Raw genomic sequence first — 15367 nt, 5'->3', positions numbered from 1 at the left:
AGCATCATGGATTCATCCTCTCGCCCATCAAAAACAACCATTGCATTATTAAAGCCTAAGGCATGTTGTGAAGTTCAAAAACACCGGGGGTATCCAAATGTAAAAATCTCCCCCTTGCACTGTTTTGATGTGCTAGCCATGAGCAGGGCTATTGATAAATTGAAGTACGAGGATAAGTTGACCTTAGAAAAATTTTCTAAAAAGTTTTCCTGGTGGGCTGACATTCCTTCAATTTTGTCAAATCCGTACGAAGCATTGGTTTTAACGGACATTTATAGAAACATCATTTGGGTAGGATCCGGTTTTGAGGCCATGACAGGGTACACCGCGAATGAGGCCCTTGGCTTGAAGCCAACTTTCCTTCAGGGGCATAAAACAACAAAGGATTCCATTGATCTGTTTCGGGAAAACCTTCAAAAAAAGGAAGAATTTGAAATCCAACTTACCAACCACAGGAAAGAGGGTAGGGATTATGAATGCTTAGTGCATATTTTCCCACTCAAAAATAAATCAAACAAGTATACCCATTTCTTGGCTTTGGAGCGTACTTGCTGACACGATTATAGAATTGGTAGGGAAAGTAGTACGGGTAAGCCGTACCAGCCGTGTTGATGAGTTAGAGATTTTTGTTGTGGAAATGTACATTGATGAAGGGAAAATGACCATAAAGGGTGTTTAATATTGGTGGCCCTTGTTGAAAACAGTTTTAAAATCACTATACATTAATGCTATTTTTTGCCCTTTTCACTCATGGTAATTAGGCTTCAGGAGCTGTAAAGTTATTATTTTGGTATAGGCTCGAAAATATAAGCCACTATTTCATATGATTATAATTTGTTTTTTAAAGTCCATATAGCCTGCCCCGAACTCGTTTCGGGGGAATCTCGCAACGATAATCATCCCTCCGTTTGTCGCTTGCGTCATGCCCTGACTGCCGTCAGGACAGGCTCGATTTCATGTGTTTATATTTTCTTTTCAACGGTCACATAGCCTGCCCCTGCCTGCCCCGAACTTGTTTCGGGGAACTTGTTTCGGGGGAATCTCGCAATCTATAATCATCCCAGTGTGTGACGTGCTCGTCATGCCTGACTGCCGTCCAGGCAGGCTCGATTTCAGTCTAACCAAAAGAATAAATTAACAAAATTCTATATCCAGCAAGTGCTTCATTGTCGCAATTACCCCTTGATATTGTCGCTATTGGACAAGTAACGAGGAGCAACAAGTGGCTATTTTTGTGTAACCTCTAAAATGACCGGTAACGCTGAGGATTCGCTGACCCAAACGGCCATAAATGGAATGTGTTCAAAAATGGAAAATAACCTTCAAAGAAAACTTATCGCTAGTACTTTTGTATCATTAGACGGGGTAATGCAGGCACCAGGTGGGCAGGAGGAAGATCCCACTGGTGGTTTTGGCCATGGCGGCTGGATGTTCAAATATGCCGACGCCGGCATGGACCTATCTTCATCCGGATTTGACGGGAAGGACCGGGAATTGGTGCTGGGCCGAAGGACCTACGAAATTTTTGAAGCATACTGGCCATTCCAGCCGGATGACCACCCTATTGCGAATACCCTCAATGCGGCAAAAAAGTATGTCGCATCACAGACCAGGTCAAAGCTCCATTGGAATAATTCGATCCTTCTTCAAGGAGATGTGGTATCTGCAATCCTAGAGCTAAAGTCACAGCCGGGTCCAGATCTTCAAATTATTGGAAGCAGTAATCTGATTCAAACACTCCAAGCTGCCTCGCTCATCAGCGAGTACAACATCTGGACCTATCCGGTCATACTGGGGCGGGGAAAGCGCCTTTTCAGTGAAACTGCAAAGCCTTCAGCACTTAAGTTAGTACACAGTCAGGTATCTCCCACCGGTGTGGTAATAAGTACCTATGTGCCAGATGGTGATATTAATTGTGGCACCTTTTCCAGTACCGGGCCGAGCGATATGGAATTACTCCGACGCCAAAAGATGGCCAGCCTAAGATGGTAGTTTTATTTATATATATAAAGTTAAAATTTTCAATAAATCAGCCAAACCCAGAAAAAAACAATCCACCATGAAAAGAGCAGAACCCTATCTATACTTTAATGGAAATGCAGAAGAAGCTTTTAATTTCTATAAAACTATTCTGAATACCGAAATAACAGAAACCCTCCGATTTGGAGAGATTGAAGGTAATCCGATGGGAATTTCTGAAACAGATCTCAATAAAATTGCTCATATCTGCATTTCTCTGGGAGATACCACCCTGATGGGAACGGATCATATAGCCTCAATGGGGCCACCTCTTACTATTGGCAACAACTTTTATATCACCCTAATACCTGAAAATGGAGAAGAAGCGGTAAAGGTTTTTGAAGGGCTTTCGGAAGGGGGCAAGGTGGAGATCCCATTGAAAAAAGAGTTCTGGGCTGAAAAATACGGTTTGTGTATCGACAAATTCGGCGTACAGTGGATGATTAATTATGAAGGAAACGCAGCATCATGAAATTGTGCCTGCCTACTATACGAGGCAGGCTCAACGCAAACGTCACAGTGGGATGTGCCGATAACCCCAGTTGCTAATTGGTGGAAACATGCGAGATTCCTTCGAAACGAGTTTCCCAAAACGGGGTAGAAACAGGCTAAGGCAGGAAGTATTAGCCTACCCCGACTTGGAGTGCGGGGTAAGTGATGACCATTAAAAAGCAATTATAAAAGATGAACACATCAGATAAAACCAGTTCTTTACCACCTATCGCCTCACATGAGGAGTGGTTATTAGCCTATGAGGAACTCCTCATTAAAGAAAAAGAGATGACAAGAAAACTAGATGCCCTCGCCGCAGAACGTCGGAGGCTACCTATGGTTCTGGTAGAGGATCAATATAATTTTACCGGAAAGGATGGGGATATAACTTTGCTTGACCTGTTTCAGGGAAGTCGGCAATTGATCGTCTACTGTGCGATGCTGGAACCGGGAGCAAAACCCTGTTCAGGATGTTCAATGGTGATGGACAACATCGGCCACAACCTGACCCACATAAACGAACGTGATACTACATTTGTGTTTACCTCACCGGCGCCACAGGAGGAAATTGTGGCCCTCCAAAAGCGGATGGGTTGGAATGCCCCCTGGTATACTGATAAAAATAGACGATTTGCCGACGCATTCGGTGCGGGCAGGGGTTTTGCAGTGAATGTTTTCATTCGTGATGATAAAAAAAGGGTGTATCGCACGTATTACACTACAGGGCGGGGAGGGGAATTGTTCGATACCCACTTCAGGCTGCTAGACATTACGCCCTATGGACGGCAAGAGACTTGGGAAGATTCCCCTGAAGGGTGGCCCCAGACCCCACCCTACCAGTGGTGGCGTATGCATGATGAATACAAATAAAAAGAAACCCTACTAGTACTAAAAGGGACAAGTTGATCCTACCCTATTCGCAATCGTTCCAATTAAGATTATGTGGTCGTAATCCACCGCACATATTGTCGTTTTTGCACCCTTTATCTTTATTATGAATCTGTTAATTTTGTTTTGCCACCTTCTTAATAAGCTGATAGATACATTGTTGAAGCAGATTAATGGACAACATCATTTAACTGACAAAATAGACCCAATATTGCTAATCCTTGGTGGTGAGTATATATGATTTAATAAAAAATTCAAATGACATGCAAAAAATTGTCCCGCACCTATGGTTCGATACCCAGGCAAAGGAGGCCGCTGAATTTTACGTTTCCGCATTCGGTGGCAGTTCAAAAATTTCGGGTATCCATACCATCCACGATACCCCATCGGGTGATGTGGAATCCGTTTCTTTTGAATTATCCGGATTTTCGTTCATGGCGATTTCTGCCGGGCCGGCATTTACCCTAAACCCTTCCATTTCTTTTTTTGTAAACTTTGACCCTCTAAGCGATGATAACGCAGGTGAACACCTTGATGAGCTATGGAACAAACTTTCCAATGGGGGTGCTGTGCTGATGCCGTTGCAAGCCTACCCTTTCAGTAAACGATACGGCTGGATAAAAGATAAATTTGGGGTATCCTGGCAGCTCATTCTAACAGACCCAGCCGGAGAACCACGGCCTAAAATCATTCCTTCCCTACTTTTCACCGGGGATAAGTGTGGCAAGGCAGAAGAGGCTACTGATTTTTACCTGTCAATATTTAATGATACCAGCCGTGGCCTTATTGCGCGATATCCTGAAGGCATGGAGCCGGATAAAGAAGGAACGATAATGTTCACCGATTTTAAGCTTGAGGGAGTATGGTTTGCAGCCATGGACAGTGCGCAGGAGCATGCATTCACCTTCAATGAGGCTATTTCATTGATTGTTTATTGTGAAACACAGGAAGAGATCGATAATTACTGGGAGAAGCTTAGAGCTGGAGGGGATCCAAATGCACAGCAATGCGGTTGGCTCCAGGATCGGTATGGGGTCTCCTGGCAAGTGGTCCCAAGATTATTGGAGGAGATGATAAGCAAAGGTAGCAAAGCGCAGGTAGAACGGGTGACAAAGGCTTTCCTACCAATGAAAAAAATGATCATTCAGGAACTGGAAAAGGCCTACCCTAACACATAAAATCATGAATACGGTTAAAGAAAGACTTGAGTTTTCCATCTCCATCAAAGCTCCAAGAAGTATAGTCTGGGAAAAAATGCTAGCTGATCAAAGCTATAGGAAATGGGCCTCAGTTTTCATGCAAGGGTCCCATTTTATAGGCGACTGGAGTACAGAAAGCAAAATACTATTCCTAGCACCGGATAAAAAAGGTATTAATATGGGCATGGTCAGCCGAATCAGGAAAAACCGATCCCATGAATTAATTTCCATAGAACACCTTGGATTGGTAAGTGAGGGTAATGAAGACACTGAAAGTGAGGAAGCTATAAACTGGGCAGGGGCTATGGAAAACTATTTATTCCAAGAAAAAGACGGTCATACGGTATTGAATGTGGAGCTAGACACCACAGAAGAGTACAAAAGAATGTTCCAAGACACCTGGCCCAAGGCGTTAGAAAGAATCAAAGAACTATGTGAAAAGTCATGAGAAAGCTAATCTATGTACAAATGGTATCACTGGATGGCTATATGGAGGGCCCCGGAGGGAGCTTGGATTGGTCAGCACCAAGCCAAGAACTGCACCAGCATTTCAACGACTTATACCTGAATGGAGAGATTGACCTCTCCCTTTATGGACGTCGACTTTATGAAAACATGGCAGGTTATTGGCCAGAGGTGAAAGAGGATTCCAATGCCCCGTACGTGGAAAAAGAGTTTGCGCGTGTGTGGAAGCAGGTACCCAAGATCGTGTTCTCAAAAACCTTGAATACCACAGAATGGAACTCAAGATTGGCCAGGGAAGTGATACCAGAGGAAATCCAAAGTATTAAACAACAACCTGGGGGCATGATCGAGGTGGCCGGGGCTGATCTAGCAGCCACATTTCTCAAACTGGGCCTTGTTGATCAAGTCTGGCTTTACCTGCACCCTGTGGTGTTGGGTGGTGGAAAACGGATGTTTCCAGATGAAATCGAGCATGACGAGCACGTCACACACTGGGATGATTATAGACTGCGAGATTCCATATGGCCTTTAAATAACAAATTATAATCATATGAAATAAACCTAAAATTAGACCATTTAGATACTAAAACCTTTCCCTGCAAAGTGATAAGGTTGAGGTATGGTATCCAATAAAGGCACCAGTCCCACAACTTAACCATAATGGTACTGACTACATGGTTGATAAGGAGACAACTGTTAAAGGGAAAAATATAGAGCAATATTCGTTTTTAAGGTATGAAATGGAAAGAATATTTTGTGTTTGACAAAAAGGTATTATTTAGCAAGCCGACAATTAAAGGCATCAGGGTTTCAGTAGAGCAAATCATAAAACTTTTAGCCAAGGGATGGAAAGAAGAAGAAATTTTGGAAAACTATCCAAGGTTAACCAAAAAGTCCCTACAAGCGGTTTTTTCGTATCTCTTATGCAGGACGGTGTATGTATTATCAAAGTCCGGAAAACACATGAATTAATGAACCTGAAAATAACCAGCCATGAACCAAGAAATCCAAGCCTATAATGACAAACAAAATGATGATTTTAAAGCCATTTGCAACCGTTTGGCTCATTTGATAGACCAAAATTTGCCCGAAGCCGAAAACAAAATATGGCATAGGCACCCGGTTTGGTTCCTGGAGGGCAATCCTACGGTGGGGTATAGCATTCAAAAACCAGGGGTACGGCTGATGTTTTGGAGTGGTGCTGATTTTGGGGAAGCAGGGCTGAATGTGTTGGGAAAAAAATTTAAAGATGCCTCTGTTTTCTTCAATGACCTTTCGGAAATCAATGAAAATGACCTCAAACGATGGCTGAACAAAACAAGGCAGATCCAGTGGGATTATAAGAACCTGGTGAAGCGTAAGGGGGAGTTGGTGAGGAGGAGTTGAAAATGAAAAATGGAGAATGAACATATAAGCATTAAGACTTAGGTTCCAAAATTTTGCCTTACCCCTATGACTATTACTTATTTTAAACCAATCAAACAATCAACCCAATACACTATGATAAACGCAATTTATGTAAACCTACCCGTAGAAGATCTGGACAAAAGCCGTGGTTTTTGGACCAAACTTGGCTTTTCGTTCAACGAAGATTTTTGCGACGACAAGGCCCTTTGCCTCATGCTTAATGAAGGCAGCATCAGTGCCATGCTCCTAAAAAAAGACTTTTTCTCCACTTTCACCAACAGACCCATCGCAGATCAGAGCTGTACGCAGGTATTGATTGCCATAGAAGTAGAAAGCCGGGAAAAAGTGGATGAAATCGTAAGAAATGCCCTGGAAAACGGAGCCAGTCGCTACCGGGAGGCTGCTGACCATGGCTGGATGTATTATGACACCTTTTCTGACCCCGACGGACATCAGTGGGAGGTAATGTATAGCGACCCCAACCAAATTCCTACTTGAGATGAAAATTGAGAAAATTTCCATTGCATCTGCAATAGACGCAAGAATCGATAAAGTATGGAAGTATTACAACGAGGCTCAACATATTGTCAACTGGAATTTTGCCAGCGATTCCTGGTGTTGCCCAAGAGTGGAAAGCGATTTTAAAGACGGGGGGAGATACCTAGCCCGTATGGAAGCAAGGGATGGAAGTATGGGGTTCGATTTCGAGGCCATATTTGACGAAATAAGGGCAAAGGAAAAAGTGGCCTATACCATGGGGGATGGACGTAAAGCCGATATTTATTTCGAGGAACATAACGGGGGAACCCATGTAAATATCCACTTCGATCCTGACCCAACCCATCCTGTGGGTATGCAGAGGGATGGCTGGCAAGCCATTTTGAACAATTTCAAAAAATATGTGGAAACTAACTAACACCCAATTCTGTGGCGAATAAAAAAACACTAAGAATATGTGAAAAGGGGCATCGGTACTATAAAAGCACGGATTGCCCCACTTGCCCACAATGTGCGAAAGAAAACAAACCCCAAGAGGGCTTCCTTTCCCTGCTTTCTTCCCCTGCCCGAAGTGCCTTGGTGGAATACTTGGGTATAGATACCCTCGAAAAACTTTCCCAATATTCCGAAAAAGAAATATTAAGCCTTCATGGTATGGGAAAAGCCAGTATGCCCATTTTGAGAAAAGCTTTGGAGGAAAAGGGGTTAAGTTTTAAGAAGTGAATTGAAAATGGAGAATTGAAAATGGAAAGTTGAGAATTGACAATTTCAACGAAAAGGGATTGGCGATAGGATCATTGAATTTATCAAGGAGAATTTCCATCAAAGAGGTTGTTGTACAGGCAGATGAGGTGGATAATTATGCGCTTGACTTCTACCCATCCCACAGGAGATGAAAAGGTTAGGCATTTTTATTACAGGTTTAGTTAGTGAAGAAATAGTGCTAAATTAAACTCCTGAGTTAATATGGCTCAGGTTTTTTTTAAGAAAATAATCGTCAAATATAGATATGTGATCTTACATGGCCATTCGCTGGTTTGTATAATAATCCTTCTAAAATGGCTACAGTGGAAATTCAAATTTTAACCTAAATTAGCTAAAAATCTAAAAATCAAGATCCTGCACTCTAAATTAAACGCACAATGAAAATTTTAAAAGTGATTCTTGTGGTAGTGGTTATACTTGTAGCCATCCCCCTTTTGCTTGCCATTTTTGTGGAAAGAGATTATTCGGTAGAGCGCGAAGTTACCATCGAAAGACCTGTGGAAGAGGTCTTTGACTATATCAAATTCCTGAAAAACCAAAACAACTACAGTAAATGGTCAGGAATGGACCCAGAAATGAAGACAAGCTTCAGCGGCACGGATGGCCAACCGGGATTCGTATCTGCTTGGGAAAGTGATGATCCCGAGGTGGGCAGAGGGGAACAGGAGATCCTTTCCGTCACCGAAAATGAAAGGGTGGATTACGAACTTAGGTTCGAGGAGCCTTTTGCCTCCACCAGCCAATCATGGATGACAACCTCCCCCATCGATGGGAACAGCACCAGGGTTACCTGGGGGTTTTCTGGGCACATGCCCTACCCCACCAATATTTTTCTCCTTGTATTGGACCTGGAAGAAATGCTAGGTGAGGATTTTCAAATAGGCCTGGCCAATTTGAAGGCGATTTTGGAGCAGCAATAAAATGAGTGAAATGGAAAATTGAAAGTTGAAAGTTGAAAATTTGGAAAAACCTTATTCAAGTCGCTTCAAATTGATCTTAGTGGTTTTGACGATAGATGCTAGTATTTTGATAATTTCTTCAGTTTCAGAAAAAATTGGCTCAAATTCTTCAGTACAAATATATCCGGTTTCTTTCAGTAGAATTAACCAATAGCTAGTTTCATTCGCTTCTTTCAAGGCAATATTCATTTTATGGAGAAAATCTGCTTTAGACTCAGCATGTTCAGCCTCCCTTATCAAGGCACCGATAGCGGTACCCGAACGGAGTAATTGCTTTGATAACACATATTCTCTTTTATCCACTGATAAACGCTGATATAGTCTTACAATATTTATAGCAAATGATAAACTCCTAGCCTTAATCGAATTCTCCGTTTTCATAATGGATCCTTTAATTTTCAATTCTCCATTTTCAACTTTCAATTAATTAATGCCAGGGAAATGCATAGGTGGGTTGGTGCTGAAATCTTTGCATTTCAATTTCTAGCTGTACCACGGAGCCAGGTGCTATCTCCGCCTGAAAAAACTGATGATCTACGGTATCAAACTGATAGGGATACTTGATGACTTGTTTTACACGCATGATATGGTGTTCACCAAACATGCCTCCCTGAAGTAGCACTTTTTTGGTTTCGGTAGGATGCAAATTGACCAAAGTAACGGTGACCCCACCTTTCTGGATACCATTTACCAAGGCGGCCATATCCTGCGGAAGGCCTGGCCTTTCCTTATCCGGGTCAAAATAGCGCAAACTGGTATGCAACAATCCACCATGATAAATATGGTTAGGCGCCCCCAGCATGGTTTGTACCAGACCCTCCAGAATGACAGGGTTTCGCTGCTGCCAATGGTGTACATCCTGGTGGTGAGGTGTAGAGGTATCTGTCCTGATCTTTTCTAGCCTGTCTTGCATTTCTTTGTAATTGGCCCTTAACATCTGTACCGGATAATCTGGTGCAGCACCGTCCAAATAGCCTAGCCAAGTTGCTGTGTTCCTTTCTTCCCCTTTACCCTTGAAATAGCGGAGCTCGCTCCATTCCTCAGGATTGACCAATTCTTTCACCCGCTCCCAATCTTGATCAGATCTTGACATATACCACAAATGGGTGGGATAAAATGCTTGAAGTGGCCTATAATCGTACCAGCCCCGTTGGTCGTACCTATGTGGAATCAATACTTTTCCCTCTTCTTTTTTTGACACTTTGCTTACTGCATCAATCACAGAGTAGGGTAAGTCAAGATAGGTACTGTCGCCACTTACCAAATAGGCATTGGATGCACCTATAGTGGTGGCTTCCAACTTATTCCTTACACCGTGAGGCCATTTCCAGCCATAATACCCTCCCCACCAATTACCGTCCATATGTTCACCGATTTTTCCGGAAAGGCCGATGTTATCTGGAATTATCCCATTGTTTTCCTCTACCCTATCCATCCAAGCCTCCACATAGGAAAGCACCCAATCCTTATACTTGTCCTCTCCCGTGTACATGTAGGCATTTAACATCATGCTAGTGGATGCAAGGTTAAGGGGCACATCCCCCTTCATCATCCTTTCGTTTAGGGCTTTGAGTATAAGTTCAAATTTATCATCCACATTCCAATCCTTTCCTGAGCTTACCCCTGGAATATCATCATACGGAAGCGGATAATTCGCCAGAATGGGCCTATGGGTTACCCAGTCTTCGGCTGTGTTTATAAACCTGGGGCCAAGGCTCCCGTTCAAAGGCGACCTTATGATCTTGTGCTCATCATCAAAGTTGGACTGCTCCGTGCCATCATCAAAATACAATTCCGCAAACCGTATAGCCCTATCCCTCATGGTCTTGTCAGTGGGGTCTGAAAGTCCAAAAAAGTAAAAGTAAGTATAAGCCTCTCCATGGTGCATCCAATCGTACCCTGCATCAAATTCATCTACAATTTGTCCATATTCAGTAAATTGCTTCGTCACTCCTTCCCACAGGTGCCTGGCCAAATCGTCGATTTCCTTAGGCCCTCCCAAGGCATAATAAAGCGGGAAGTTGTAAAAACTTTCATAACCATCATCCGATCCATCCATTCCAGGCCATTCGTCCCTCCATATGAGGGTACCATCTGGGCGGGTATATTTTTCCACAAACTCCATGGCTGCAAGATGGAGCGACTGCATTAGTTGCCTTTGAAGTAATGCCCATTCAGGTGGAGAATCGGGGGATTCGTAGGGAAAAGATTTCAGGTTGGGAATCTCTGCTTGGGTCCAACCAAGGTGCGCGTACAAGCTAATGGCAATAACGAGTGAAAAAATTCTATACATGGCGATGCTATTTTAGGTCATATACTGGGGTTAACCAGCAATTTAGCACCAAAAATAGTATAGAAAAAACCTGTTGTCAAAAAAGGGCTCCTGCGATAGTAGCTGTCATAAGGCAGGCCAGGGTGGCTGCCAATAGTGCTCGCATCCCCAATTTGGATAAATTGCCCTGCTGATTAGGGGCAATGCTTCCTATTCCTCCCACCTGTATGGCGATGGAACTGAAATTTGAAAATCCACAGAGGGCATAGGTGGCAATGACCACGGATTTATCCGATAGTACATCCGCAGCCTTTAACTCCGCCAAACCTAAATACGCAACGAATTCATTGATTACAGTTTTTTGTCCCAAAAGTGATCCCACCGCTAAAGTGTCTTTCCATTCTACACCTATTACCCATGCAAACAGCCTAAAAACCTGCCCGAGAATATACTCCAATGAAAACCCTTCAAACTGTCCATCTGTGGATGCCACAATCAAAGCATTTAAACCTGTATAATGCCCGATGATTCCGCTAAGTAAGTAATTCAATGCTGCAATCACCGCTATAAAGGCCAATAACATCGCCCCAACATTAAGTGCAAGTTTTAAACCCTCCCCTGCTCCTCTAGCCATGGCATCAATAAGGTTCACATCTGTCTTGCTGGCATCCATTTGCAATTTGTCATTTATGGAGGTACGATTTGGTTCGGGAATAATGATCTTCGCCATTACGATAGCCGCAGGAGCATTCATGATACTGGCTCCCAGAAGATAAGTGGCAAAACGGCTCTGCTCCGCAGGGCTGTCCCCTCCCAGAAAGGCCACGTATCCTGCCAACACCCCTCCGGCAATGGTGGCCATGCCACCAGTCATCAGACACATAAGCTCAGACCTCGTCATGGTAGGGATAAAGGGACGTACCAATAGGGGGGCTTCCGTTTGTCCCAGAAATATATTTCCTGCCGCGGAGAGGCTTTCTGCCCCGGAAAGCCTCATTGTACGGGACATTATCCATGCTATCCCAAATACCACCTTCTGCAATACCCCCAAATAATACAAACCTGCGGAAATAGTGGAAAAAAAGATAATGGTGGGAAGAACTTTGAAAGCAAAAATAAACCCAAAGGTATCCGTGGCAAGATCCCCAAAGATAAATGTGGCACCATCTTCTGAAAAACTCAGGAACTTTACGAACATACGGCTTAGCGCGGCAAAAATCTCCACCACAAAATCAACCTTAGTGATAAGAAATCCAAATACCGCCTGTAAAGTCACCCCAATTCCTACCAACCTCCAATCCACATGCTTTCTGCCGGCAGAAAAAAGTGCTGCCACCATTAAAAGGACAATGATTCCTAAAATCCCCCTGAGATATTCCATGCAAATGAAGTGGGTAGTAAGTTTTGCCCAGGCAAAAAGGTGGCAGTTATAAATGAAATAAACCAAGGACACTATCTGCCCTTGGTCTATAAATATTAATTTCTTCTATTGATTTCATCCCTGAGCCTAGCTGCCTTTTCGTAGTCCTCGCTATTTATCGCCTTTTCCAACATCTGGTTGAGTTTTTCCAAGGAAAAATTCTTTAAGGATCCATCTGTCTTTTTGGGTTCTGGACCTGAAGCCTTGGTTTTTTCAGGTTCTTGTTCCATGGGTTGGTCTTCATCGGTTTTCTCCAAGCCTGCTTCGGCCATTACGGCCTTGGAACAGAAAATAGGTACCTCAAACCTCACCGCGATGGCGATAGCATCGGAAGGCCTTGCATCTATTTCCACCTTTTTAAAGGCACTTTGGCAAACGATCTTTGCATAAAAAACCCCCTCCCTCATGTCTGAAATCAATATATGCTCGATAGAAAAATCGAAGTTTTCTGCAAAAGACTTAAAAAGGTCATGAGTCATAGGACGGTTAGGAATGATCTTTTCAATTTCGATGGCAATAGCCTGTGCTTCAAACATCCCTATCACTATCGGTAATCTTCTATTCCCTTCAAGTTCGCCTAAAATAAGTGTAAAGGAACCCGATTGGGAATGGTTTGCAGTCAACCCCAATATTTCTAATTCTATCGCATTTTCCACTGGCATTTACTTTATTGCTTTAATTGCATCCGTCAATTTTGGCAATACCTCAAAGGCATCACCCACAATCCCATAATCCGCGGCTTTGAAGAAAGGTGCCTCAGGATCCTTGTTGATGACGACAATATACTTAGATGAATTAACTCCTGCAAGATGCTGAATAGCCCCTGAAATTCCAACTGCTATATATAGTGTCGGAGCAACTTTAACCCCTGTCTGTCCCACGTGCTCGTGGTGGGGGCGCCATTCCATGTCCGAAACTGGCTTAGAACACCCGGTGGCTGCACCCAAAGCTTTGGCAAGATCCTCGATGATCCCCCAATTTTCGGGACCTTTCAGCCCCCTACCTCCAGAAACCACTATATCTGCCTCAGGTAGTAAAACATCCCCTTCTGCTTTTTCGGTTCCCGTGATTTGATAGGTAAAATCCGCATCTACTAAAGAAATTTCTAGTGCCTCCACCTCAGGCTCAGAGCCGTCAGTCTTTATTTCCAAGGTGTTTTTTTTGATGGCTAATATTTTCTTCTCTTTGAGGATACTGCTTTCAGCAAAAGCTTTTCCTGTAAATATACTTCTTTTCACCACAAAACCGTTTTCCGTGGATGGCAGAGCCACGACGTTAGACGCTAACCCAGCATCTAGGCGGATGGCAAGCCTGGCCGCTACAGCATCACCCAAAGAGGATTTGGCCAACACCAATGTTCCTGCTCCTACTTTTTCAAATGCCTGGGCTACCACTTTTGCATGTGCCTGTATGTTTCCTGCATCCAGCCTATCATCCCCAACATGTAAAACCTTAGTGGCTCCTGCCGCTCCTACCTTAGCCCATTCCCCCGGGTCAATGTTGCCCAAGCCTACCGCAGCAACTTCAGAACCAAGCGCAAATGCATACGACACTGCTTCCAAGGATGATTTCTTTACGGCACCTCCGTCATGTTCTATATATACTAATGTCTTCATTTTATTCTCTCTTTGTTTTAAAGTACTTTGGCCTCAGTGTTGAGCAATCTCACCAGCTCTTCCACATTTTCTTTTTCAATGAGTTTTACCTCCCCCTTAGCAGGAGGCAAGGCGTAGGCTTTTACTTCGGCGGCCTTTTCTGCTTCTTTGGGCTCAATTACGTTTAGAGGCTTGGTCCTTGCAGACATAATGCCCCGCATGTTTGGTATCTTCCACTCTGCAATAGGTTCCTGGCAACCCGCAATAAAAGGGAGGTTTACCTCTAAAAACTCCTTTCCTCCTTCTATTTCCCTGGAAAGGACAGCCTTGTCTCCCTCAATATCCAGCTTCATCACAGGTGATATGGAAGGCATGCCCAAGAGTTCTCCCACCATTCCATGAACCATTCCCCCATTAAAATCAATAGACTCCCTCCCCATCAGGATAAGGTCGTAAGCCCCCTCTTTGGCGTGATGTGCAATTTGTCTGGCCACAAATAGAGAGTCCACGGGATCTGCATTTATCCGGACTGCCTCATCGGCACCAATGGCAAGGGCCTTGCGTAAAGTAGGCTCCGTTTCGGCCTCTCCCACATTTAAAACGGTTAGTTTGCCTCCGGACTGGTCCCTGAGCTCCACCGCCCTGGCCAAGGCATAATCATCATAGGGGCCAATAATAAATTGCACTCCTGACTTGTCAAATTTTGTGTTGTTATCCGTAAACTGTATCCGGGAGGTGGTATCCGGAACATGCGTAATGCAAACTAGAATATTCATATGTTTATAATTGTCTTTTCAGCGGTCATATGGAATCTCGCAACGATAATCATCCCAGTGTGTGAGGTTCTCCTCATGCTCGATTTCATGTGTTTATATTTGTCTTTTTAAGGTCACATGGAATCTCGCAACGATAATCATCCCGGTGTGTGACGTGCTCGTCATGCTCGATTTCATGTAGTTATAACTTAAATTTTCTTTAAATTTCGTGAAATTAATCAATACGGTGCTAATTCAAACAAGAATCATGTCCAAAATTGACCGAATCAACCAACTCCTCAAATTTTCCAACGAGGATCCTTCTGACCCCTTCAATTATTATGCCTTAGCACTGGAATATCAAAAACTGGACAGCCCCTTGGCTGCCAAGTATTATAATCTCCTGCTCTCTGAGCACCCAACCTACCTCGCTACCTATTATCATGCAGCCGGGTACTTTGCAGGGATTGGTAACCCCAAGAAAGCAGGGCAAATCTACCAAAAAGGAATTGAACTGGCCACCCTTCAACACAACAACCATGCGAAAAAGGAGTTAGAAAACGCATATTTTAATTTTCAAATAGAATTTGAATAATTTTCCACTTCTTTCTAATATAATGTATTATCTATCAC

The 15367-nt window shown here is 43.4% G+C and carries 20 protein-coding genes; 14 read left to right on the top strand and 6 right to left on the bottom strand.

Annotated elements, in window-relative coordinates; translation table 11 throughout:
* The first annotated feature begins 138 nt into the window (after nt 1-138).
* The 13 genes from DB520_RS15815 to DB520_RS15755 all read left to right on the top strand — a co-directional run bounded on the left by DB520_RS15815 (nt 139) and on the right by DB520_RS15755 (nt 8653).
* Nucleotides 139-555, top strand: a complete 417-nt coding sequence (locus DB520_RS15815; protein WP_157972116.1) for a PAS domain-containing protein — start codon at nt 139-141, stop codon at nt 553-555.
* A 693-nt stretch (nt 556-1248) separates the two neighbouring features.
* Nucleotides 1249-1992, top strand: coding sequence for a dihydrofolate reductase family protein (locus DB520_RS15810; RefSeq protein ID WP_198675361.1), 744 nt, complete (start codon nt 1249-1251; stop codon nt 1990-1992).
* 67 nt (nt 1993-2059) lie between these two features.
* Entirely contained in the window at nt 2060-2491 is a 432-nt protein-coding gene (locus DB520_RS15805; RefSeq protein ID WP_114750701.1) for a VOC family protein, read from the top strand.
* Nucleotides 2492-2703: 212 nt separating this feature from the next.
* On the top strand, nt 2704-3381 hold the full coding sequence (locus DB520_RS15800) for a DUF899 domain-containing protein (RefSeq protein WP_114750700.1): 678 nt from the start codon (nt 2704-2706) through the stop codon (nt 3379-3381).
* Between the two features lie 281 nt (nt 3382-3662).
* Nucleotides 3663-4577: a VOC family protein gene (locus DB520_RS15795; RefSeq protein WP_114750878.1), complete on the top strand. Its 915-nt coding sequence runs from the start codon at nt 3663-3665 to the stop codon at nt 4575-4577.
* Between the two features lie 4 nt (nt 4578-4581).
* Nucleotides 4582-5046: an SRPBCC family protein gene (locus DB520_RS15790; protein WP_114750699.1), complete on the top strand. Its 465-nt coding sequence runs from the start codon at nt 4582-4584 to the stop codon at nt 5044-5046.
* On the top strand, nt 5043-5609 hold the full coding sequence (locus tag DB520_RS15785; RefSeq protein ID WP_114750698.1) for a dihydrofolate reductase family protein: 567 nt from the start codon (nt 5043-5045) through the stop codon (nt 5607-5609). Before DB520_RS15790 ends, DB520_RS15785 begins: the two co-directional genes overlap by 4 nt.
* 189 nt (nt 5610-5798) lie before the next feature.
* Nucleotides 5799-6035, top strand: a complete 237-nt coding sequence (locus DB520_RS15780; RefSeq protein ID WP_114750697.1) for a DUF433 domain-containing protein — start codon at nt 5799-5801, stop codon at nt 6033-6035.
* Nucleotides 6036-6056: 21 nt separating this feature from the next.
* Nucleotides 6057-6449 (top strand): DUF1801 domain-containing protein, encoded by a 393-nt coding sequence (locus DB520_RS15775; RefSeq protein WP_114750696.1) that lies wholly within the window; start codon nt 6057-6059, stop codon nt 6447-6449.
* 114 nt (nt 6450-6563) lie between these two features.
* On the top strand, nt 6564-6968 hold the full coding sequence (locus DB520_RS15770; protein WP_114750877.1) for a VOC family protein: 405 nt from the start codon (nt 6564-6566) through the stop codon (nt 6966-6968).
* 1 nt (nt 6969) lies between these two features.
* On the top strand, nt 6970-7386 hold the full coding sequence (locus tag DB520_RS15765) for an SRPBCC family protein (protein ID WP_114750695.1): 417 nt from the start codon (nt 6970-6972) through the stop codon (nt 7384-7386).
* A gap of 11 nt (nt 7387-7397) precedes the next feature.
* Entirely contained in the window at nt 7398-7691 is a 294-nt protein-coding gene (locus DB520_RS15760) for an RNA polymerase alpha subunit C-terminal domain-containing protein (RefSeq protein ID WP_114750694.1), read from the top strand.
* A 419-nt stretch (nt 7692-8110) separates the two neighbouring features.
* Entirely contained in the window at nt 8111-8653 is a 543-nt protein-coding gene (locus tag DB520_RS15755) for an SRPBCC family protein (RefSeq protein WP_114750693.1), read from the top strand.
* Between the two features lie 51 nt (nt 8654-8704).
* Here the strand turns inward: DB520_RS15755 and DB520_RS15750 are convergent, their stop codons facing one another.
* The 6 genes from DB520_RS15750 to DB520_RS15725 form a co-directional block, all read right to left on the bottom strand.
* The gene (locus tag DB520_RS15750) at nt 8705-9073 is read right to left on the bottom strand and encodes a four helix bundle protein (protein ID WP_114750875.1); all 369 of its coding nucleotides are present in this window, start codon (nt 9071-9073) and stop codon (nt 8705-8707) included.
* Nucleotides 9074-9119: 46 nt separating this feature from the next.
* Nucleotides 9120-10985 (bottom strand): hypothetical protein, encoded by a 1866-nt coding sequence (locus DB520_RS15745; RefSeq protein ID WP_157972115.1) that lies wholly within the window; start codon nt 10983-10985, stop codon nt 9120-9122.
* A gap of 76 nt (nt 10986-11061) precedes the next feature.
* Nucleotides 11062-12345, bottom strand: a complete 1284-nt coding sequence (locus DB520_RS15740; protein WP_114750691.1) for a NupC/NupG family nucleoside CNT transporter — start codon at nt 12343-12345, stop codon at nt 11062-11064.
* A gap of 95 nt (nt 12346-12440) precedes the next feature.
* Nucleotides 12441-13040 carry a bifunctional nuclease family protein gene (locus DB520_RS15735; protein WP_114750874.1) on the bottom strand — a complete coding sequence of 200 codons (600 nt, stop codon included), beginning with the start codon at nt 13038-13040 and terminating at the stop codon, nt 12441-12443.
* Nucleotides 13041-13046: 6 nt separating this feature from the next.
* Nucleotides 13047-14000 (bottom strand): electron transfer flavoprotein subunit alpha/FixB family protein, encoded by a 954-nt coding sequence (locus DB520_RS15730; RefSeq protein WP_114750690.1) that lies wholly within the window; start codon nt 13998-14000, stop codon nt 13047-13049.
* A gap of 17 nt (nt 14001-14017) precedes the next feature.
* Nucleotides 14018-14755 (bottom strand): electron transfer flavoprotein subunit beta/FixA family protein, encoded by a 738-nt coding sequence (locus tag DB520_RS15725; RefSeq protein ID WP_114750689.1) that lies wholly within the window; start codon nt 14753-14755, stop codon nt 14018-14020.
* 247 nt (nt 14756-15002) lie between these two features.
* Here DB520_RS15725 and DB520_RS15720 point away from each other — a divergent pair, with 247 nt between their 5' ends.
* On the top strand, nt 15003-15329 hold the full coding sequence (locus DB520_RS15720; RefSeq protein WP_114750688.1) for a tetratricopeptide repeat protein: 327 nt from the start codon (nt 15003-15005) through the stop codon (nt 15327-15329).
* Nucleotides 15330-15367 lie beyond the last annotated feature (38 nt).

Origin of the sequence: Pleomorphovibrio marinus, assembly GCF_003347495.1 — a bacterium.
GTDB classification, from domain to species: domain Bacteria; phylum Bacteroidota; class Bacteroidia; order Cytophagales; family Cyclobacteriaceae; genus Pleomorphovibrio; species Pleomorphovibrio marinus.
The sequence above is the reverse complement of the archived record's forward strand: the minus strand, read 5'-3'. Positions and strand labels throughout refer to the sequence as shown.